General features: G+C 47.8%; 16 protein-coding genes, 2 tRNA genes and 1 pseudogene. 13 read left to right on the forward strand and 6 right to left on the reverse strand.

Annotation, left to right across the window (positions count from 1 at the left end):
* Positions 1 to 82: 82 nt before the first annotated feature.
* The 4 genes from MBO_RS09590 to MBO_RS09605 are packed head-to-tail and all read left to right on the forward strand — an operon-like array spanning position 83 to position 5,491.
* Positions 83 to 1,336 carry an efflux RND transporter periplasmic adaptor subunit gene (locus tag MBO_RS09590; RefSeq protein WP_052585433.1) on the forward strand — a complete coding sequence of 418 codons (1,254 nt, stop codon included), beginning with the start codon at positions 83 to 85 and terminating at the stop codon, positions 1,334 to 1,336.
* Positions 1,336 to 4,359, forward strand: a complete 3,024-nt coding sequence (locus MBO_RS09595; protein WP_036367153.1) for an efflux RND transporter permease subunit — start codon at positions 1,336 to 1,338, stop codon at positions 4,357 to 4,359. Before MBO_RS09590 ends, MBO_RS09595 begins: the two co-directional genes overlap by 1 nt.
* Before the next feature lie 57 nt (positions 4,360 to 4,416).
* Positions 4,417 to 4,920: a GNAT family N-acetyltransferase gene (locus tag MBO_RS09600; protein WP_052585434.1), complete on the forward strand. Its 504-nt coding sequence runs from the start codon at positions 4,417 to 4,419 to the stop codon at positions 4,918 to 4,920.
* A 34-nt stretch (positions 4,921 to 4,954) separates the two neighbouring features.
* Complete coding sequence (locus tag MBO_RS09605) at positions 4,955 to 5,491, forward strand: DUF924 family protein (RefSeq protein ID WP_036367357.1); 537 nt, start codon at positions 4,955 to 4,957, stop codon at positions 5,489 to 5,491.
* Here the strand turns inward: MBO_RS09605 and coaE are convergent.
* From coaE to pilB, 4 genes are read right to left on the reverse strand one after another with little or no spacing between them, the layout of a single operon-like run.
* Positions 5,488 to 6,126, reverse strand: coding sequence for a dephospho-CoA kinase (gene coaE / locus MBO_RS09610; protein WP_036367156.1), 639 nt, complete (start codon positions 6,124 to 6,126; stop codon positions 5,488 to 5,490). The two genes, MBO_RS09605 and coaE, sit on opposite strands and share 4 nt — an antisense overlap.
* 48 nt (positions 6,127 to 6,174) lie before the next feature.
* Complete coding sequence (locus tag MBO_RS09615) at positions 6,175 to 7,077, reverse strand: prepilin peptidase (protein ID WP_036367160.1); 903 nt, start codon at positions 7,075 to 7,077, stop codon at positions 6,175 to 6,177.
* Positions 7,074 to 8,321 carry a type II secretion system F family protein gene (locus MBO_RS09620; RefSeq protein ID WP_052585435.1) on the reverse strand — a complete coding sequence of 416 codons (1,248 nt, stop codon included), beginning with the start codon at positions 8,319 to 8,321 and terminating at the stop codon, positions 7,074 to 7,076. Before MBO_RS09620 ends, MBO_RS09615 begins: the two co-directional genes overlap by 4 nt.
* Complete coding sequence (gene pilB, locus MBO_RS09625) at positions 8,314 to 9,969, reverse strand: type IV-A pilus assembly ATPase PilB (protein WP_036367163.1); 1,656 nt, start codon at positions 9,967 to 9,969, stop codon at positions 8,314 to 8,316. The genes MBO_RS09620 and pilB overlap by 8 nt, the downstream gene beginning before the upstream one ends.
* 172 nt (positions 9,970 to 10,141) lie before the next feature.
* Between pilB and tpiA the strand changes: the two genes are divergently transcribed.
* The 7 genes and pseudogenes from tpiA to infB form a co-directional block, all read left to right on the forward strand.
* Positions 10,142 to 10,924 (forward strand): triose-phosphate isomerase, encoded by a 783-nt coding sequence (gene tpiA / locus MBO_RS09630; RefSeq protein ID WP_227712725.1) that lies wholly within the window; start codon positions 10,142 to 10,144, stop codon positions 10,922 to 10,924.
* 43 nt (positions 10,925 to 10,967) lie between these two features.
* On the forward strand, positions 10,968 to 11,282 hold the full coding sequence (gene secG, locus MBO_RS09635) for a preprotein translocase subunit SecG (RefSeq protein ID WP_036367167.1): 315 nt from the start codon (positions 10,968 to 10,970) through the stop codon (positions 11,280 to 11,282).
* Between the two features lie 68 nt (positions 11,283 to 11,350).
* A tRNA-Leu gene (locus MBO_RS09640) sits at positions 11,351 to 11,435 on the forward strand.
* A 110-nt stretch (positions 11,436 to 11,545) separates the two neighbouring features.
* Positions 11,546 to 11,622, forward strand: a tRNA-Met gene (locus tag MBO_RS09645).
* 194 nt (positions 11,623 to 11,816) lie between these two features.
* Positions 11,817 to 12,314: a ribosome maturation factor RimP gene (gene rimP, locus MBO_RS09650; RefSeq protein ID WP_036367169.1), complete on the forward strand. Its 498-nt coding sequence runs from the start codon at positions 11,817 to 11,819 to the stop codon at positions 12,312 to 12,314.
* 48 nt (positions 12,315 to 12,362) lie between these two features.
* Complete coding sequence (nusA, locus tag MBO_RS09655) at positions 12,363 to 13,844, forward strand: transcription termination factor NusA (protein ID WP_036367173.1); 1,482 nt, start codon at positions 12,363 to 12,365, stop codon at positions 13,842 to 13,844.
* A gap of 164 nt (positions 13,845 to 14,008) precedes the next feature.
* A pseudogene (gene infB / locus MBO_RS09660) lies at positions 14,009 to 16,576 on the forward strand (translation initiation factor IF-2); the annotation flags it as partial.
* A gap of 129 nt (positions 16,577 to 16,705) precedes the next feature.
* Here the strand turns inward: infB and MBO_RS09665 are convergent.
* Positions 16,706 to 17,215, reverse strand: coding sequence for a YsnF/AvaK domain-containing protein (locus tag MBO_RS09665; RefSeq protein WP_036367176.1), 510 nt, complete (start codon positions 17,213 to 17,215; stop codon positions 16,706 to 16,708).
* Positions 17,216 to 17,400: 185 nt separating this feature from the next.
* Positions 17,401 to 18,252, reverse strand: coding sequence for a DUF2382 domain-containing protein (locus tag MBO_RS09670; protein ID WP_173944280.1), 852 nt, complete (start codon positions 18,250 to 18,252; stop codon positions 17,401 to 17,403).
* Positions 18,253 to 18,960: 708 nt separating this feature from the next.
* Between MBO_RS09670 and MBO_RS09675 the strand changes: the two genes are divergently transcribed.
* Both MBO_RS09675 and truB read left to right on the forward strand, forming a co-directional pair.
* A complete protein-coding gene (locus MBO_RS09675) occupies positions 18,961 to 19,362 on the forward strand; it encodes a ribosome-binding factor A (RefSeq protein ID WP_036367185.1) in 402 nt (133 codons plus the stop codon).
* Positions 19,362 to 20,282 (forward strand): tRNA pseudouridine(55) synthase TruB, encoded by a 921-nt coding sequence (truB, locus tag MBO_RS09680; protein WP_036367189.1) that lies wholly within the window; start codon positions 19,362 to 19,364, stop codon positions 20,280 to 20,282. Before MBO_RS09675 ends, truB begins: the two co-directional genes overlap by 1 nt.
* Positions 20,283 to 20,449 lie beyond the last annotated feature (167 nt).

The following is a 20,449-nucleotide window of genomic DNA, read 5'->3' on the forward strand; positions in this document are numbered from 1 at the left end:
TAAAGGAATGCATGTGACTTTGGTGCGTGCGTGATGCTACAATCGATTTATTTATAAAAAGTGTAATGAAATAGAGTTAGTTATGGATGATAAGAATGGCAATGAATCACTAGATAAGCGCTTAGATGGCGCTTTTGATAAATACACCAAATTCCCATGGTGGCTACCGATCAGCGCACTTGCTTTGGTTGCGCTTGGGCTGGTGCTGGGCTTGGGTATTGGGCGTGTGTCTGATGGTGACAAAGCATCGAATGACAATGTGGTCGGCGCTTCGGTTAAGTCATTGGACAGCCAAGAAGCCAACACCGCACCAGTCATGTCGGTTGAGGCGATCACGCCAAGCAGTGCCACCATCTTTGATGCCATCGATGCCAGTGGTGTCATCGCAGCGCGTCACACCGCTCAGGTCAGTGGACGCGTGACGGGCGCTGCGATTGAGCAGGTGCTGGTCGAGGTGGGCGATCAGGTGCGTGCAGGGCAGGTGCTTGCCATATTGGACGCATCGTCATTCAAAGACTCACACATCCAAGCTCAGGCAGATCTCGATCAAGCGATCGCCAGCGCCCAGAAGGCACATGCCGACCTTGCGCGTACCGAGCCTTTGCTGCAGATAGGTGCGATCAGCCGTCAGCAGGTGGATGCCTACCGCACAGCCGCTAAGCAGGCAGATGCCACGGTGGTTGCCGCCAAAGCGAAGATGAATAATACCGCCACCAACCTTAATAATGCTAAAATCACCGCGCCAGTCTCAGGCATCATCAGCGAACGCCAAGCTCAGGTGGGCGTGCTGACCAGCGGCAATCCCTTATTTACCATCATTAAAGATGGTGCGCTTGAATGGCAAGCGACACTTGCACCGAACAATGCCGCCAAGATCAGCATCGGTCAAGAAGTAACCATCATGGCAGGAAATACACCCATTGTCGGCAAAGTCATCCGCCTGTCACCGACCGCCAATCAGGGGCGTGAGATGACGGTGCATGTCGCCATTCCCCAAGGTGCGCCGCTAAGTGCTGGCATGTATCAGACGGGTAAATTCGTCCTAAGCCAGTCCAGCGCACCCGCCGTGCCAACTTCTGCCATCATGACGACCGATGGTTATGATTATGTGTGGTCGCTGACGTCAACAGATCAAGCCGAAGGGCTGTATAAAGTAGTGCGCACCAAGGTGGATATCCTAGGCTATGACGGGGATAAAGCCGCGACCAACTTACCGCCAGATGCGCTCATCGTCGCAAAAAGCGCAGGATTTCTAGCGGAAAGTGACATCGTGCGTGTGGCGACAGTCAATGCCAACGCACCACAGTCATCCACTCATCAGTCAGCGGGGCAGTGATGAACTTTTCGGCTTATTCTATCAAAAACCCCTTAATAGCGATCTTGATATTCACGCTCATGACGCTGGGTGGGATTTTGGGTTTTCGCGCGATGAAAATCCAGCAGTTCCCTGACATCGATGTTCCTGCTGTCATCGTTACCATCTCTTATACAGGGGCATCTCCTGCCCAGTTAGAGACAGACATCGCCAAAAAAATCGAAAACCAAATCACCGGCATCGAAGGCGTCAAGCACATCCGCTCTACTCTGCAGACGGGCGTTGCGACCATTCATACCGAATTTACCCTAGAAAAAGACCTATCAGAAGCGGTGAATGACGTACGATCAGCACTTGATGAGATCGCAAGCGACTTACCTGCCGCTGCCGAAGAACCTGTCATCACCAAGGTCTCAACCGCAGGATTTCCCGTGGTGAGTTACTCTGTAGCATCTGATAACATGAGTGAGGCTGAGCTGTCATGGTTCGTGGATGACACGCTGAATAAACGCCTTGCCAACATTAACGGCGTGGGGACGCTCAGCCGCGTGGGCGGTATCGAACGTCAAATCATCGTCACGCCTGATGTTGATAAATTAAACGGCTGGCAGCTGCCCATTACAACTCTGTCTCAGCAGATCAGCGCTTCCCAAAAAGACAGCTCAGGCGGCGAGGCCAAGGTTGGTGGCGGCGTTCAGACCATCCGTGTATTAGGCTCTGCCAAGAGCATAAGAGAGCTTGCAAGCCTAGAGGTGGTCACACCTGCAGGCGGGGTGGCACTAGGACAACTTGCTGACATTAAGGACGCTCACGCCGATCCAAAAAGCCGAGCCATCTTAGATGGCCAAACGGTCGTAGCGCTATCCATCACACGTTCACGCGGTGCTAGCGAAGTGCAGATGGTTGAAGATGTAGATCAAGAGCTTGCCAAACTCGCCCAAGAGATGCCACACATCAAAATCCAAAAAATCTATGACAACGCCGAGCCAGTCGCCGAAGATTATCATGCCAGCATGAAGATGCTGATTGAGGGCTGTATTCTTGCGGTGGTCGTTGTGCTCTTGTTCTTACGAGACTGGCGGGCGACATTGGTGGCGGCAGCGGCTTTGCCTTTATCCATCATTCCTACTTTCTTGATGATGTGGATATTTGGCTTTAGTTTGAATGTCATCTCATTGCTTGCTTTGTCGCTTGTTATTGGTGTGCTTGTCGACGATGCCATCGTTGAAGTTGAGAACATCATGCGCCATCTGCACATGGGTAAGACGCCTTATGAGGCAGCCATGGAGGCGGCGGATGAGATTGGTCTTGCGGTCGTGGCGACGACCTTCACACTGATTGCGGTGTTTTTGCCAACGGCGTTCATGAGTGGCGTTGTTGGGCAGTTTTTCTCTCAGTTTGGTTGGACGGCGGCGATCAGTGTGTTCATCTCATTATTGGTGGCGCGACTTGTCACGCCGATGATGGCGGCTTATATCCTAAAACCAAAACGACATGAAGAAGAAACATTTGGCGCAATGATGAAGCGTTATCTGTCTGTTGTTAGATGGACGCTGAACCATCGTGCGATTACGTTGGTTGCGACGATTGTACTGTTCATTGGCTCATTGAGTCTTGCCAAGATGCTGCCCGGTTCGTTCTTGCCGCCAGATGACAGCAACCAAACCCAAGTCACGCTTGAGCTTACGCCTGATGCGACTTTGGATGATACCACACGCATCAGTGAGATGACAGCGCAGGCGGTCAGTCAGGTGGATGGCGTAAGTTCTGTGTTTATCTCGGCAGGCAGCGAAAATACCGCAACCTTGAACATTCTGCTTAACCCGCGCAGCGAACGCCCAAGCAAAACCGACATCGAAAATGCCATCGCTGAAGCGGTAAAAGACGTGCCATCAGCCCGCTTCGTGGTAGGGTTGTCAGCGACGGGGGATTCAGGGTATGGGTTCTCGTTGATGTCGGACAATCCTGAACTGCTTAACCAAACGGTCAATGAAACCATCAAGCAGATTCAGTCTCTGCCCATGGTGTCGTCAGTCACCAGCAATAGACCGCTTGCCAAGCCTGAGCTTAGCGCCATTCCAAACACCGTCATGATGGCGGATAAAGGCGTGACGACCAGTGACTTGGCGAATACTTTACGCGTGGCGACGATGGGCGATTATGAGCAAGCATTGTCCAAGTTAAATCTAGACACGCGCCAGATCCCTGTCGTGGTGCGCCTGTCTGATGAATCTCGTGCCGACATGAATGTACTGAGCAGTCTTTATGTGCCAAGCAGCACCAGTGAAGCCGGCGCTGTGAAGCTATCAGAAGTGGCGACTCTAAGACGTGCCACGGGGGAAGCTGAAATTCGCCGTCTGGATCGTATGCGCAGCATTAAGATTACGGTGCAATCTGAAGAAGAGCTGGGTGAAGTCATCGATGCGGTTAAAAATCTGCCAATCCTACAAAACCTACCAGAGGGAGTGAGTGCCATCGATGAGGGGCAGGCAGATAGCATGGCGGAGCTGTTCACGGGTTTTGCCATTGCCATGAGTGTGGGTATTTTCTGTATCTTTGGGGTGTTGGTGCTGTTATTCTATAAGGTGCTGCAGCCTTTTACCATCTTGATGGCATTGCCGTTGTCGATTGGCGGTGCGTTCATTGGTCTTGTGGTGACGGGTGCGAGTTTGTCCATCTCATCCTTGATTGGATTTATCATGCTTATGGGCATCGCAACCAAGAACTCAATCTTGCTCGTGGACTACGCCATCATTGCCGAGAAGGCAGGGCTGCAGCGACTTGATGCGATATTAGACGCCTGTAAAAAACGTGCCAGACCCATCATCATGACCACCATCGCCATGAGCGCAGGGATGTTGCCGCTCGTGTTCGGCTGGGGCGGGGCGGATGCGACGTTCCGCCGTCCGATGGCGGTTGCAGTATTGGGCGGTCTCATCACGTCGACTTTTTTGAGCCTTGTGGTGATTCCTGTGGTCTATACTTTGATGGATGATTTGGGTAGATTCTTTAAGCGTAAAAAATCTGCCCAATCAGCGTCATAAATTGGAGCGATGATGGATTTATTGTTTGTGTAACCTAAGACAGACCACAGGAAGACTGTGGTTGATTTTGTGCGCGCATTTGATGAACACGGTCAGCCGTTAATTCATGGTACTGATGAGTTGTCAGCGTTTGATGTGTTAAATGATGCCGACGCTTATGATGATTGGCTAAGCTATGTCTATGCACCGAAGGGCACCAATCGATTTGGCTATGATAAGATGCCAAGTGCAATATATCTTGCCTTATATGGCGATGGCGTGGTGGGCATGTTGAATCTGCGCCACGAGCTTAATGAGTTCTTAGGAATGTATGGCGGTCATATTGGTTATACCACGCATCCTGATTTTGAGGGGCGAGGTGTTGCGACTTCGATGCTGACATTTGGCGTGCAGACCTTGAATGAACTTGGCGTGAGTGATGTACTGGTAACGTGTAGCGATGATAATGTCGCGAGCGCAAAAGTCATCGAAAAGTGCGGCGGCGTGCTAGAGTGCATAATCACACCTGATCAGCCATTTGAATATGGTTGCGCCATGAGAAGATATTGGATAAGAAAATAAGTAAGGATTGATGATGATTTATACCACGAATGAGATGGCGAACCGTGTGCTAAATTTTTGGTTCGATGCGGATAATAAGCCGTTTTGGTTCGCCAAATCTGATGAATTTGACCATAAAATCGCTGAGCAGTTCGAAGATTTGATCGATCAGGCGAGAGCAGGCGAGCTCTGGGGCTGGCGTACTGATCATTATGGCAGATTAGCGGAGATAATTATCCTAGATCAGTTTAGTCGTAATGTCTATCGCGACACGCCAAAGGCATTCGCCGCCGATGATGTGGTGCTTATTTTGGCTCAAGAGGCGGTGGCTTTGGTGGGTTTTAACGAGTTGCCGGTGGATTTTCGGATATTTGCCGCCATGCCGTTCATGCACTCAGAGAGTTTAATCATACATGAGCGCGCGGTGGATATTTTTGGGCGGATTGGTGATGCTGTGACGCTTGACTTTGAGCATCGACATAAGGACATCATCGAGCGCTTTGGTCGTTATCCGCATCGTAATGAGATATTGGGCAGGGAAAGCACAGCTGAAGAATTAGAATTCTTAAAAGAGCCTAATTCGTCGTTTTAGCACTTTACCATCGCCAAATAACCCTCATGTAGCCGCTCAAGCTGTACATACAGTTCATCTAGTGTGCCACCATTATCCACCACATCATCAGCTGCTGCCAGCCGTTGTTGGCGTGTGGCTTGCTTGGCGATGATGGTCTTAACGTAGGCGATGGGGTCTTGATGGTGTGACAGCTTGATTTGGTCGCGTTTGGTCGCGCGGTCTATTTGGATAGACTCAGGAACATCCACGACCAGAATCCTGTCACACAGCTCGGCTAAGTTTGGGGATTTTGCCATGCCTTCGACCAAAAGCGGCACCGATAAGATACAATAGGCAGACGTGCTCTTTGCCAGGGCGTCTTTGATTTGTGCTTGAATGTGTGGATGCGTGATGGTGTTTAGGGTGGTGATGGCAGCAGGATGTTTTAGGATGTGTTCGCGCATGGCGGCGCGATTGTAGTTGCCACCACTATCTATGACCCAGTCGCCAAAAACGTCCTTCAGCTCATCTAGTACAGGACTGTCTTTAGCGGTGATGGCATGAGCGATGACATCAGCATCGACCACGTCTCCGCCCTGCATGGCGAACCAGTCGCTTACTGCGCTCTTACCGCTGCCAATTCCGCCCGTCAATCCGATGATTAATCCACTCATATATCCTCCAATGTTTAATATGATAAGTCAATCAAGCCAGCCTGTGTATTAATTCATTGCCAATACACCATAACACGACCATGTCGTCTCACCATATAATAGTGAAAACAAACCGCCTATCGCCAAGTAAGGCCCAAAGGCAAAGACTTCTTCATCTTGTCGGTATTTATTAATGATGCCTGCGATTACACCAAGCAGTGCAGCGATGAAGACAATCATCGGCAAATAGAACATCCCAAGCCATGCGCCAAGCACGCCAAGCAGCTTAGCATCACCAAGTCCCATACCATCCTTGCCCATGATGACCTTGAACAATGCATTAATTCCCCAAAACACCACAAAGCCCATCACTAGCCCCCAGATGGCAAGATTTGGCGTGGTAAAGACATGTTGAGTGTTGGCGATCAGACCGACCATGCCAAGCGGCACAAGTAGGCGATCGGGCAGTAGCTTGGTGTGATAATCAATCCCTGATAAAGCAACCAAATACCACAAAAAGATCAGCGCCAGCCCCGCCTGAATACTCACACCAAAATGATGAACGATGAGTATTGATAACACCGCCGTTAAGAGCTCCGTGACGGGATAGCTTAGGGATATCTTTGCTTGGCAGGATGCGCAGCGACCACTCAGAAGTAGGTAGCTAATTACGGGAATGTTGTGCTGCCAAGCGATGACGGCTGTGCAATGTGGGCAGCGTGATCGTAGGGTAGATGGATTGGGTGAAGGGTTGGGCTGATAGTGCGCTTGAACGTCGTTCTTGGTGGCGTCCTTGAGTGCTTCATCTGCTGCGATAAATTCGCTGATCTCATGTCGCCATTCGCTCAGCATGGTCTTGGGCATGCGATGAATCACGACATTGATAAAGCTACCAACGATGAGCCCTAATATCCCTGTCATTATCAAAAATAGCGCATGGTTTTGGGTGAGAATGTTTAACACACCAATCATGATACACTCGCCCCGATTTGAAAAATTGGCAAATACATCGCAATCACAACTGCGCCCACGATGATGCCAAGTATCACGATGATGATGGGCTCGATCAGGCTGGTTAATCCGTCGATCTGTTCGCTGACTTCATTATCATAATAATCGGCGACTTTATTTAGCATCTCGGTGAGCTTGCCGGATTCTTCACCCACATCGATCATCTGCACGGTCATCGGTAGGAATAGTGTACTTTGTCTCATGGCTTGGCTGAGTCTTTGACCGCTATTTACTTTGGTGCTGATGTCGTTTAGCTCCTTGATGAATGCGTGATGGTTGGTGGCTTTGGCGGATAAATCCAGCGCGGCTAATAGTGGAATGCCCGCCTCAAAAGTCGTGGCAAGCGTCCTTGAGAATCGTACCAAGACCGCTTTTTTTATTAATGGAGCAATCAAAGGCAATTTCAGGGCGATGTCATCAAGCCAAAGTTTGACCTTGCCTGTTTTTTTGTTGTACCAAATAAGACCAAGGCTAATGGCAAGCACGCTTATTACAATCCACCAAAAATTAGCCACCAGTCCATCGGATAACGCCATGATAAATCGAGTCGGCAGTGGCAAGCTCTCGCCCATCTCGCTAAATGTCTTGGCAAAGATAGGCACAACTTTTATCAATAAAATCACCGTTACAGCGATGGCGACAATGCTAACAAGCGCAGGATATTGCAAGGCTTTTTTGAGTTTGTTTTTTAGGATTTCAAGGCTTTCTTGGTGGCTTGCGATGCGATCTAGCATGGTGTCTAGCGCGCCCGACTGTTCGCCTGCCTGCACCAAAGCGATGGATAATCGGCTAAATGCTTTATGCTTACCAAGCGCATTGGCGAAATTGGAGCCTGATTCGATGTCTGTTTTTGTTTGGTTGATGATGGTGCTAAATGCAGGGTTTTTGCTGTTTTGGTTGGTGATGTCAAGTGCTTGGATGAGCGGGATACCTGCCGATAGCATGGTGGCAAGCTGACGGAAAAATAGGGTAATTTCTAGCGATTTTATTTTGTTGGTGAAATTTGGTAAAAACGGCTTTTTCTGGCGAAGTCTTGGGCGTGTAATACCTTCTTTTTGCAGCTTTAATCGAGCAAGCTGCAGGGTAGCGGCATTGATTTCACCCGTTACTTTTTTGCCTTGTGCGGAGATGCCTTTATAGCTAAAGGTTTTATCTTTGGGCTTATTTATTTGGCGCAGCTTGGCTGTTTTGATGGATTTAGGCACCTGTGAGACGCTCCATCTCTTGTAGGCTTGTGATGCCGCTGATGACCTGATGCATGGCAGATTGTCTAAGGGTCATCATGCCGTGTTCTTTGGCAAATTCGCTAAGTGCCTGAGTCGGCGCGTCGCTCATGATGAGCGTGGCGAGCTTAGGGGTGATGGGCAGCATCTCATAGATGCCTATGCGTCCTTTGTAGCCGTCTTTACATTGATGGCAACCGACGGGCTTATATAGCTTGGCTGTGCCGATTTGATCTGGACTAAAGCCAAGCTCAATCAGGCTTTGGGCGGGGATGTCTAAGGGCTGCTTACAGTCACCGCATAGACGGCGGACGAGCCTTTGGGCGATGATGAGACTTAGGGAGCTTGTGATATTAAAGGTTGCCACGCCCATGTTCTTTAGGCGAATGATGGTGTCGATGGCAGAATTGGTGTGTAATGTGGACAGCACCAAGTGGCCTGTCTGAGCGGCCTTAATGGCAATCTCTGCGGTCTGTACGTCGCGAATCTCGCCCACCATGATGACGTCGGGATCTTGACGCAAGAAAGCTCTTAGCACATCAGCAAAGTCAAGCCCAATCTTTGGGTTGATATTGACCTGATTGATGCCATCTAGGTGGATTTCCACAGGGTCTTCGACGGTTTGGATGTTAATCTCGGGTCGATTTAGGATGCCAAGCGCGGTGTATAGCGAGATTGTCTTACCAGAGCCTGTCGGGCCTGTGATGACGATCATGCCTTGAGGACGGTTTAGTGCATCAAGGAACAGCTGTTTTTGGGCATCATTCATGCCGAGCGTATCAATGCCGATTAGGGCTTGGGCAGAATCTAGTAGCCTTAAGACGATCTTCTCGCCAAAGAGTGTGGGCGTGGTACTGACACGAAAATCAACCGATTTACCTTCATGCAGGGGAAATTTGATGCGCCCATCTTGCGGCTTTCGTCGTTCGGCAATGTCGAGACGTGCCATGACTTTTAGGCGAGTACTGATTTTATTGCCTGAAGCCTTGGGAGGGTTTGCGATGCTCTGCATGATGCCATCAATGCGAAATCTTACCCGATAATGCTTATCGAACGGCTCAAAATGAATGTCTGATGCACCCATGATGATGGCATCACTTAATGTCTTGTGGACGAATTTAACGGTCGGCGCATCAAGCATCGCCTCACCGTCATTATCAGGCAGTTCATGATCGTCCTCGCCAAGCTCTAGCACCGCGCCTAGATGCAGGCTTTGCATGATGCGTACGAGTTTATTCTCATCGACCAGAACGGGCGTGATGTGCGCATTGGTTGCAAAGCCAAGCTCGCTCATTACTTGCGCGCGTGTCGGGTCACTGGTGGCGATAAAAATTTGCCCATCGCGCTGACCAAGGGGTAACACCTCGTGGCGTGCAATGAGTGCATCATCAAGCAGATGCAAGGGCAGCTCTTTGATGTTAAATTTATCCAAATCCACCAAGTCTATGCCCAGACTCTCAGATAAAGTCTTGGCGATCACATCGGAGGACAGTACGCCATGTCGCACTAGATGGCGAGCAAGGCTAATCTGCGCGGCACTAGCGTCATCAATGGCAGCCCTAAGCACGTCATGATTGATGAGTGCTCTATCTAGTATAATTCGAGCAAGTCCTGTGGTGGCGTGGTTCATGGATTAACAATTTTATAAGTATTGTTGTAATATACTATATTTGCCATGATTTAACAGCACATTGGCTGAAATTTTTATGCTTTGAGATTGACATGAGACGAAAAACACACAATTTTATGTGTGTAATGACAATAAAATGCGTTATAATAATGCGTTTAAATGATTTTTGACCATGCCGACCGTTTGGCGCATCAACAAAGAACAAAGAGAGTGCAATATGGCAAAGTACGTCATTGGCAATTGGAAACTAAACCCAGCAACGCTAACCGAAGCAGTAGTGTTGGCTCACGCCATGAAGGGCGTGACGGACAATTCAAGCTGCCACTTGGGCTGTGCGCCAACTTTTTTGCATCTTGGTGCGGTCACTGACATCCTAAAAGACTTATCTGTTTGGGTGGGTGCGCAGGACGTATGTGCTTTTGGTGAGACAGGCGCATTCACAGGCGACGTATCAGCGGCACAAGTGGCGGATTTAGGCGCCAAATTTACCTTGATCGGTCATTCGGAGCGACGCACCTACCATGCAGAATCCAATGAGATGCTTGCCAAAAAAATCACCCAAGCCATCCAATCAGGTCTGGTTGTTGTGCTGTGCGTGGGCGAGACAAAAGATGAATACGAGGGCGGTCAGACCCTAAGCGTGCTTGATGAGCAGCTGTCTGTACTAGATGGTTTAAATGCACCAGCCGATCAGCTACTGATCGCGTATGAGCCTGTATGGGCGATTGGCACGGGTTTAACCCCGACCGTTGATGAAGTGGCAGTCACGCATCGCCACATCAAGGCACAGCTGACTAAGCAAGGCTTGGTAGATATCAGCGTGCTATACGGCGGCAGTGTGAATGATAAGAACGCCAAAGACTTCGCTGCTTGTGATGTCGTTGATGGTGCTTTGGTGGGTGGCGCTTCGTTAAAGGCAGATAGCTTTACAGTCATCGCACAGGCATTTAGCTGATCTTTGGGTTGTCTTTATATAGTCTATTTATAGTGGTTTTATTATGTTTACAGTATTATTAGCAGTTCATATCATCGTGGCGATCGTCATGGTGGGATTTATTTTGCTTCAGCATGGTAAGGGTGCAGATGCTGGCGCGTCATTTGGTGCAGGTGCGGCAGGCACGGTATTCGGTGCGGCAGGCTCGGCCAACTTCATGACGCGCATCACGGCTGTGCTTGCGACCGTGTTTTTTATTACTAGTCTTGCCTTGGCATGGTATGCGCAGCGTGAAGCAGAAGATCAGCTACGTCTTGATGTGCCGACCGCTCAGAGTGCTCCTGCTACCACGGCGCCAAGTGCGCCAGCAGGCGAGTGATTTTTTGATAATTTTGGTTTTTTCGCTTGATATTTTAAATAATACTCGTTAAAATAAGCGCCTATTTTGCGATCGTGGTGGAATTGGTAGACACGCTATCTTGAGGGGGTAGTGCTTCACGGCGTGAGGGTTCAAGTCCCTCCGATCGCACCAAATATCAGCTGTTAGGCACCATTAATTAAACTGAATGTTGAACGCTTTTATGAATTTCAAAAAAGTCTTGACAACATCAAAATGCATGCTATAATAGCGTTCTAAATTGATGCGGGGTGGAGCAGTCTGGTAGCTCGTCGGGCTCATAACCCGAAGGTCGTTGGTTCAAATCCAGCCCCCGCTACCACTTTTTAAAATCCTTATTTTGGTTTTATTTTATAAAATAAGGTGTCTTACGATCTAGTAAATTTATATAGACAATAAGGCTAGGCTGATTGATGATTAAAGCCCACTAACGCGTTTTGTGGGTTTTTTTGTATTTGTCGTTTAGTGATGCTACAATACAAGCAGCCATATTTAACCAAGGATACATGAAAATACATGAAACCATCGAGTAAAATTGCTGAATTGACCGAGTTAATCGCTCCGGCGGTGAACGCCTGTGGCGTTGAGCTTTGGGGTATTGAGTTCATGCCGCAAGGTCGCAAATCTTTGCTAAGAATTTATATCGAAGTCAGCGCTGAGCAGCGTGCTAATGGCGAGCATGTGACCATTGAGGATTGTTCTGCGGTCAATCATCAGGTGTCAGGCGTATTGGATGTGCATGACCCGATCGCAGGCGAGTATATTTTAGAGGTATCAAGCCCTGGTTTTGACCGTCCGTTATTCAGCCCAGAGCAGGTGGCGCTGTTTGTTGGTGAGATTGTCAATTTGCGCCTGATTCATGCCATCGGACAGGGCGACACTAAGCGCCGCAAGGTCGTGGGTCGTCTGCTTGAGGTGGGCGAGACGAGCATGAAGGTTGTCACCGAAGATAAGTTAGAATTTGATATTGAATTTAATAATGTGGATAAAGCTCATCTGATTTATGAAGATTGAGTCAATAACATAAAACCAACCAACCAAAATTAACCCAAAGGATCGAAGATGAGCCGTGAAATTTTAACCGTTGTTGAGACGGTCAGTAACGAAAAAGGGCTAAATCCTGAAGATATTTTTGAAGCGATTGAGCAAGCCTTAGTCGTATCTACCAAGAAAAAAGTCTATACCGAGCAGCCGGAAGTGGCGATTCGCGTGTCGATTGACCGTAAGAGTGGCGATTATGATACTTATCGTTATTGGACGGTCGTTGCTGACGAAGATCATGAGATGCCAGCTTGTCAGCTTGCCATTAGTGATCTTGATGAGAATGAATGGAAGATCGGCGACATCAAAGAGGAGCAAATCGAATCTATCGAATTTGGCCGTATCGCCGCCACCCAAGCCAAGCAAGTCATCATCCAAAAAATCCGCGAAGCTGAACGTGCGTTGGTGGCAGATGCATTCGAAGCGCGCGTGGGCGAGCTGATCACTGGCGAAGTCAAAAAACAAAGTCGTGACGGTTATGTGATTGATCTAGGTGACAACGCTGAAGGTTATTTGGCTAAAGACCAAGCGCTACCACGTGAAATTCTACGTCCAAAATCACGCGTGACCGCACTTCTGCATCAAGTGAATCGTGACGGTCGTGGTTCGCAGCTTCTGTTGTCTCGTACACATAAAGACATGCTGGTTGAGCTTATGACCAAAGAAATTCCAGAAATCTCAGAAGGCATCATTGAGATTCGTGACGTGGCGCGTCTGCCAGGTCTACGCGCTAAGATTTCTGTTAAGACGAACGACCATCGTATCGATCCAGTAGGCGCGTGCATCGGCATGCGTGGTACTCGCATCCAAGCAGTACAACAAGAGCTTGATGGCGAGCGCGTGGATGTGGTGGTATGGAGCGATGATCCTGCTCAGTACATCATCAGCGCCCTTGAGCCTGCTGACGTATCTAGCCTGGTGCTAGACGAAGATGCTAAGACTGCCGACATTATCTTTGCAACCAATGACCAACTTGCTCGCGCCATCGGTTCTCAAGGTCAAAACGTACGTCTGGCATCTGATTTAACAGGCTACAAGCTAAACATGATGCTAGAGTCTGAATATCTAGAGCGCCAAGCATCAGAATCTCAAGGCTATATCGACCTATTCTATGAGCGTCTAGAAGTTGATCGTGATCTGGCAGAAGCTTTGGTTGAGATTGGCTTTACCAGCATCGAAGAAGTGGCCTATGTGCCAGTTGAGACTTTCCATGACATCGAAGGTCTTGATGACGAAGCGATCGCCACCATCCAAGAACGCGCCAAGGAAGTTGTTATCGCTGATGAGCTTGAAAAACAAAAGAACATCAAAGAGCCAAGTGCTGAGCTGCTTGCGCTAGAAGACATGACGACTGGGATCGCTTATAAGCTGGCTGAGCGTGATATAATTACGCTAGACGACTTGGCAGAACAAGCAGTCTTTGACATCGAAGACATTGAAGGGCTGGACAGTGAACTTGCAGGCAAGATCATCATGAACGCTCGTAAATCATGGTTCGAATAACCATGCGCGCCACTGGTGTGAGTGCCTTGTGATGGGTACATTTAATTAAGTCATTGCCAAAACACCTAATTTTTTGAGTGATTTGGCAAGTAATAAGACAACAGGCGACGACAAGTCGCCCTTGCCAAAACACAAAATCAGGTGAATACATGACAGATACCAATAAAGATAATAAACGTATTAGCATTAAATCAAAAACCACATCTACTGCCAAAGTAACTGGCACATCAGGTAAAGCAAAAGCGGTCAATGTCGTCAAAACAAAAAAGATCGTTTTTGAGAAGCCAGATGCTAACAAAATCGCTGAAGAAGTCGCCGCTCAGGCCAAAGCTGCTGAAGAAGCACGCCTAAAAGCCGCCGAAGAAAAACAGGCTGCTGAACGCAATAAAAAAGAAGCTGCCGAACGTCAAGCTGCTACCCTTGCCGCCATGCGCGCAAGCAGCGATGATCAAGAAAAAACTACCTCATCATCAATATCTGTTGTCGTCAAAAAAGCCAAAAAAGATGGCGAAGCTACTGATGATAAGTCTGATAAAGCTGACAACAAAGCCAAGAAACCTACACCAAAACCTGTCAAATCAGAAACTGCTGAAGACAAGGCAGCCCGTAAGGCTCGCGAAGCTGAAGAAGAGAAGCTGCGTCAATTAGAAGCAGAAAACCGCCGCAAAGCTGCCGAAGAAGCGCAAAAACGCACGCTAGAGCAGATGAAGCAGATGGCAAGCCGTTATAGCGACAAAGAAGACAACTCAAGCACCATCGTTCGTAAAGACGAACCGCTTGCCAAAGGTCTGGTGGGTGCAGCACTTGAGGAATCTTTTGAAAAAGAGCGTCGCGAGATTAAGCGTGGCACTAACACCAACTCTAGCCGTTCAAAAGGCGGCAAGAAAAAAGGCAGAGAAGAGCTTGAGATCAAGACCAAGCAGCGTGGACTAAAATCATCTCAGTCAGGCAAGCATAAGTTTGAGATGCCTGTTGAGAAGATTGTCTATAATGTTGAAGTTGGTGAATCGATCGTTGTTTCTGACCTTGCTCAGAAGATGGCGGTTAAGGTTCGCGAGGTCATCAAATCACTCATGAAAATGGGTGAGATGGTTCGTGAATCTGACACCATTGACCAGGACACCGCAGGTCTTGTGGTTGAAGAATTTGGTCATAACTTGGTGCTTGTCTCTGACACCAAGCTAGAAGACGACCTTCAAGAGGCTGTTGATGAGAAATCAGGCAACGTTCAAGCGCGTCCACCTGTTGTGACTATTATGGGTCACGTTGACCATGGTAAGACTTCATTGCTTGATAAGATCCGCGAAGCGAAAGTGGCAAGCGGTGAAGCTGGTGGTATTACTCAGCACATCGGTGCGTACCATGTTACAACCGATCGTGGTGTAATTACCTTCCTAGATACCCCAGGTCACGCCGCCTTTACCGCCATGCGTTCTCGTGGTGCGCAGGCGACCGATATTGTCGTGCTTGTCGTCGCGGCTGATGATGGGATGATGCCACAGACCGAAGAGGCGATTGACCATGCGCGCGCAGCAGGTACGCCATTGATTGTCGCCATCAACAAGATGGATAAAGACACCGCCGATCCAGATCGCGTTATCAACGAATTGGCAGTAAAAGAAGTTGTGCCTGAGGCGTGGGGCGGCGATGTACCAATGGTGCAAGTCTCTGCCAAGACAGGCATGGGCGTCGATGAGCTATTAGAAACCATCAGCATCCAAGCAGAGATCATGGAGTTAGAAGCGCCATTAGATGGTGCAGCGCAGGGCGTGGTTATCGAATCTCGTATCGATAAAGGCCGTGGTGCGGTAGCCAGCTTACTTGTCAAAAAAGGCACGCTAAATCAAGGCGATCTGGTTCTGGCTGGCGAATTCTATGGTAAAGTGCGTGCGATGACCGATGAGAATGGTGATCGCATCAAGACCGCAGGACCGTCGATCCCTGTTGAGATCCTAGGTCTGCCCGATGCCCCGGCAGCTGGTTCTGAGTTCTTGGTGGTGTCAGATGAGAAGAAGGCGCGTGAAGTTGCTGACTTCCGTGCGGCACGTGAGCGTGATCGCGTTCTAGAGCGTCAGAATAAGATGCGCCTAGATACGCTGTTTGAGAGCATGGGTAATGATATTGCGACCTTGAACATTGTCCTAAAAACCGACGTTCGTGGTTCGCTCGAAGCGCTGCTTAGCGCCCTTGATGAGCTCTCAACTGATGAAGTTAAAGTGCGTGTTATCAGCTCAGGCGTTGGTGCCATCACAGAATCTGACGTGATCTTGGCGGAATCTAGTGAAGCTGTACTTCTTGGCTTTAACGTGCGTGCCGACACGGCAGGTAAGCGTAAAGCTGATGAAGCAGGTTTGGATATTCGTTACTATAGCGTCATCTATGGTCTGATCGATGACGTGAAAGCTGCGATGAGCGGTATGTTGGCACCAGAGCATCGTGAGAAGATCTTGGGTACCGCCGAGGTTCGTGACGTGTTCCGCTCTAGTAAGTTTGGCGCGGCAGCAGGTTGTATGGTTCAAGAAGGTACCATCTACCGCAACAAGCCAATCCGCGTTCTGCGTGATGACAAGGTAATCTTCACAGGTCAGCTACAATCACTGCGTCGCTACAAAGACGACGTCAATGAAGTCAAAGCTGGGATGGAGTGTGGTCTTGCGGTCAAGGGCTACGAAGTGGCAGTGGGCGATAAGATTGAGGTCTTTGAGATTCACGAAGTCAAGCGCCAGCTGTAAGACAAAGCAACAAAACACCCCATAAGTTGGGGTGTTTTTTTATGTCAAAAATTCAACAAGCGGCTGATAAAGTCTAGAATTTAGAGACTGGAATTATGGGCTAAGATTTGGCATCACCAATCATTCATCTTACTTACCATCAATCAGTACATCATTGGCAATGAGCTTCTCGTCGCCTTTGACATCCAGTACTTCTTTTTTCAGCTCGGTGGTAAAGATATGTTCTTTGCTGATGGTCTTAGCGTCAAGGCTGACATCTTCGATGACGTGTGTGCTTTTGGTGACGGTGGCAGTCTCACGAGACAGCAAAATCTCAACAGAGCCACCTAATGCCAAACTTTGCATTTTGCCATTGATGCTGATCTGGGCGTGCGTGTTAGCGGTGTTGTCGATGATGTCGATTAAAGAATCATCGCTCACAGGTTTATGATGATTGAGCGGTGAGCTGTCTTCTTTATAAGTGATGACAAGGTATTCTTCGGTCAAAGTGATGGGCAAATTCACCGTGCGAGAGCGGGTCTGCTTTGACAGCACCACTTTGCCTGTACTGACTCTGTCCTTGTGAATGTGGGCACGCTCTTCTAAGAGTTCGAGTACTTGTGGGTCGGTAAGTGTGTTGTCGTTGATGTCTTTTGTCATGTGATTTTTCCTTAAATTTAAAATTGATCTGCTGTTGGTAAATTGTGACGTTAGTCGCTGGTAGGTAATTAACCCAATAATAAACGATGATTAAACGATGATTTTCATCCAAAAAAGCCAGAGCGATAACTCTGGCTTTTCGATTACTTTCGTGTCTTTGGCATGATGCCAGGCTCATCAGTCAATCATAGACCACGAGCGCGGCGTACTTCGTCAGCAGTAATGCCTTCGTAGTTCACGACATTGCCGTGTCTGTCTACCACATTGCCTAGGTCATCGACATTCAGCTCTTCACGCTGGATGGTCTCTAGGATGGTCTCAGTGCGAGTGTCAGTGGTTTTGGCTAGGGTGATCTCTTCGGTCACATAAGTTTGCTTGCTGACATTAGCACGCTCAGCTTCTAGCTCAACGCTGATGGTGTCTGCACCTAGATCATCACCGATGCGACGGTCTGTTGGGCGATCTGCTGCTACACGCTCGATGTGTGCATGCTCTTCTTCTAGGTCAACTTCTACACGACGCTCTTCGGTCACGACATGCTTGCCTAGGCTTACGATGCCAGCAACGATGCGGTCTTTATTGACAGTCAGACGCTCTTCAAGCAGCTCTAGCGTGTTTGGCGCTGTGTAGTGTGCTTCGTTTAGGTCTAGGCGGCTTTCAGCTGGTAGTGTGTCGGCAGCATAGAATGCACGGTCTTTGTTGTATTGCTCTTCGTAGCTGTACACATAGTCACGGTCATAAGCTTCCATCGCTTCGACTTGATCTTTGGTTAGGCTGTCGAAATATACTTCATCGCCTACGATGCGAGACAGACCTGCTGGTACTAATACTTCTTTTGAGAAGAACCAACCGCCAGCGTCCACAACCAAATAGCGAACTTTACCAGTATCAACTTCTACCAATGCATCTTCTACTTTACCAATTTTTTCTTGTCCAATGCCATATGCGGTCTTGCCGATAGGGTTGTAATAGCCTTCACCTAAAACTTCACGGTTGGTGGTTTCAATGTCATGTAAACGAACTAGCTTGCTCATAATGTGCTCCTTATTCAAATTCAAGATTTAGTGTCGTAAATTGCCGTTGCAATTCATCAATGATTTGCGTTTTGGGCATCGGTCTTAATCGTTGATTTGATGCCTTTTTTTATATGACTCCAAGTAATCAACAAAGTTAAGAAATCATATTCTCCATCAGGTCACTGTAGGACAACTTCATGTGTCTTAGTATAGGTGATTTAAAATTTAATAATAGGCGTTTTTTGTCAAAAAATAGGGCAGTTTTTTTGGCATTTTACGACCCAAGGTAAATCAATGTAAACTTGCGTAAATTCTGTATGGGTTTGGGTGGTTGTGTAATCAGGCTGTTATTTGTGGGTGCTTTTTTTAACGGATTTTTATCGGTCAGCGAAGCAGTTCGGGAATTTTTTTAGCTGGATTTTAGCTTAAATTTACTAATTTCATGACAAATCTAAAGGCCAATTTAGCGATTGATGGATTTTAAATGTACGGGAGGCTTAGTCTTTGGCGTGCGTTGTTGGCATAGATTTGGTTTCATGGCATAAATGAGCTATACTATGTCGCAACTGGCGTGATTTAAGATTGAATTAACATTTAATGGCAAATTCAATAAAACTGCGCCACAGTTGTTTAATTAAGAACTGTTGTTTGATTAAGCTTTGAACATTTATAATGATTTAATCATTTCACCAATTACCAACTGATTTTAACCGATTAAAAGAGGCAATGATGAACCAACGACTACAACGACTCTCCGACCAAATCCAGCGTACGCTTTCTGTGCTGATTCGCGATGAGATTAATGACCCGCGTTTGACTGGTTTTGTGACCATCTCTGGCGTCAAACTAAGCCCTGATTTGGGTTATGCGGATGTTTATGTCACCATTTTGGAGCCATCTCAAGATGGTGGCATGAATAAAGAAGCGCATCAAGAAAGCATCAATGTGCTTAAAAATGCAGCAGGCTTTTTGCGTACCGAGCTGTCACACACCATGAATACTCGTACCACACCACGCCTAAGATTCCATTATGATGAGGTGACCGCTCACGGCAATCACATGATGAATCTAGTCAGTCAAGCCATGCAAAAAACTGGCGAATCTGAGGCTGACGATACGGATAATTCTTAATGTCAAAACAGATCGTCTCGGGTGTATTATTAATGAATAAGACCATCGGCATCAGCTCCCATTCAGCTCTTGCCCAAGCCAAACGCTTGTTTATGTCAGCAGATTTTGACAGCAAAAAAGCAGGGCATACCGGCACGCTTGATCCCATGGCGACGGGGCTTCTACCAATTTGCTTAGGCGAGGCGACTAAGTTTAGCAGCTTTGGGTTAGATGCTGATAAGGGCTATACCGCCATCATTAAGCTTGGTGAGCAGACTGATACGGGTGATAAAGAAGGACAAGTCATCGCCCAAAAAGCCGTTCCAACTTTTGATGGGCGTGCGCTTGATGAGATTGCAAACAGCCTAATGGGCGAGCAATTACAAACCCCGCCCATGTACTCCGCCCTAAAAAAAGACGGCAAAAAGCTCTACGAATATGCCCGAGACGGTATCGAGATAGAGCGAGCTCCACGCCCCATTGTCATTCATCATTTGGCTTTAAATAAATTAAGCGATGACGAAATCGCCCTTGATGTCATCTGTTCTAAAGGCACTTATGTGCGCGTGCTTGGCGAGACGATGGCTGAACGGCTTGGCACGCTGGGTCATTTGACTGCTTTGCACCGCACCAGCACAGGCGGATTTGACGTGGCAGGGGCGATAAGCGTCGATGAGCTTTCAGAGTTATCTTTTGATGAGCGCTTTGGCAAACTACTACCGATAGATGTACTGCTTAATCATTTACCTATTATCAAACTCACCACAGACGAAACAGCACGCATCAAAATGGGGCAGCGGCTTAATATCAAAGACCGCACGCATGAGCTTGATTTTGCTGGCGAAATTTGCCAAATTCGTCTGTATCATGAGGGTAAGTTTGTGGGGCTTGGACAAGTGGAGAAAACTGGACGATTGCAACCGATAAGACTGGTGGCGTGAGTTTTTAAAGTCAAAGAACATTTTTTTATTAATTTTCATCTTAACATAATTCTACTTGAAATTTATTCGATTTAGGCATAATATCCACCTGCTTTTTATCATAAATAATGATTTAATGATAATAAGTTTTTATAAATAACATTAAACACCAAACTTTTTTTAAGATT

The organism is Moraxella bovoculi 237, from assembly GCF_000696305.2.
In the GTDB taxonomy this organism is placed as follows: Bacteria; Pseudomonadota; Gammaproteobacteria; order Pseudomonadales; family Moraxellaceae; genus Moraxella; species Moraxella bovoculi.

Bases quoted from the DNA above. Each gene is read 5' to 3' on its own strand.
- tpiA (WP_227712725.1), top strand. From the start codon at position 10,142: ATGCCGACCGTTTGGCGCATCAACAAAGAACAAAGAGAGTGCAATATG.
- pilB (WP_036367163.1), bottom strand. From the start codon at position 9,969: ATGAACCACGCCACCACAGGACTTGCTCGAATTATACTAGATAGAGCA.
- MBO_RS09590 (WP_052585433.1), top strand. From the start codon at position 83: ATGGATGATAAGAATGGCAATGAATCACTAGATAAGCGCTTAGATGGC.
- MBO_RS09605 (WP_036367357.1), top strand. From the start codon at position 4,955: ATGGCGAACCGTGTGCTAAATTTTTGGTTCGATGCGGATAATAAGCCG.
- MBO_RS09595 (WP_036367153.1), top strand. From the start codon at position 1,336: ATGAACTTTTCGGCTTATTCTATCAAAAACCCCTTAATAGCGATCTTG.
- coaE (WP_036367156.1), bottom strand. From the start codon at position 6,126: ATGAGTGGATTAATCATCGGATTGACGGGCGGAATTGGCAGCGGTAAG.
- MBO_RS09675 (WP_036367185.1), top strand. From the start codon at position 18,961: ATGAACCAACGACTACAACGACTCTCCGACCAAATCCAGCGTACGCTT.
- rimP (WP_036367169.1), top strand. From the start codon at position 11,817: ATGAAACCATCGAGTAAAATTGCTGAATTGACCGAGTTAATCGCTCCG.
- MBO_RS09665 (WP_036367176.1), bottom strand. From the start codon at position 17,215: ATGACAAAAGACATCAACGACAACACACTTACCGACCCACAAGTACTC.
- nusA (WP_036367173.1), top strand. From the start codon at position 12,363: ATGAGCCGTGAAATTTTAACCGTTGTTGAGACGGTCAGTAACGAAAAA.
- MBO_RS09615 (WP_036367160.1), bottom strand. From the start codon at position 7,077: ATGATTGGTGTGTTAAACATTCTCACCCAAAACCATGCGCTATTTTTG.
- truB (WP_036367189.1), top strand. From the start codon at position 19,362: ATGTCAAAACAGATCGTCTCGGGTGTATTATTAATGAATAAGACCATC.
- secG (WP_036367167.1), top strand. From the start codon at position 10,968: ATGTTTACAGTATTATTAGCAGTTCATATCATCGTGGCGATCGTCATG.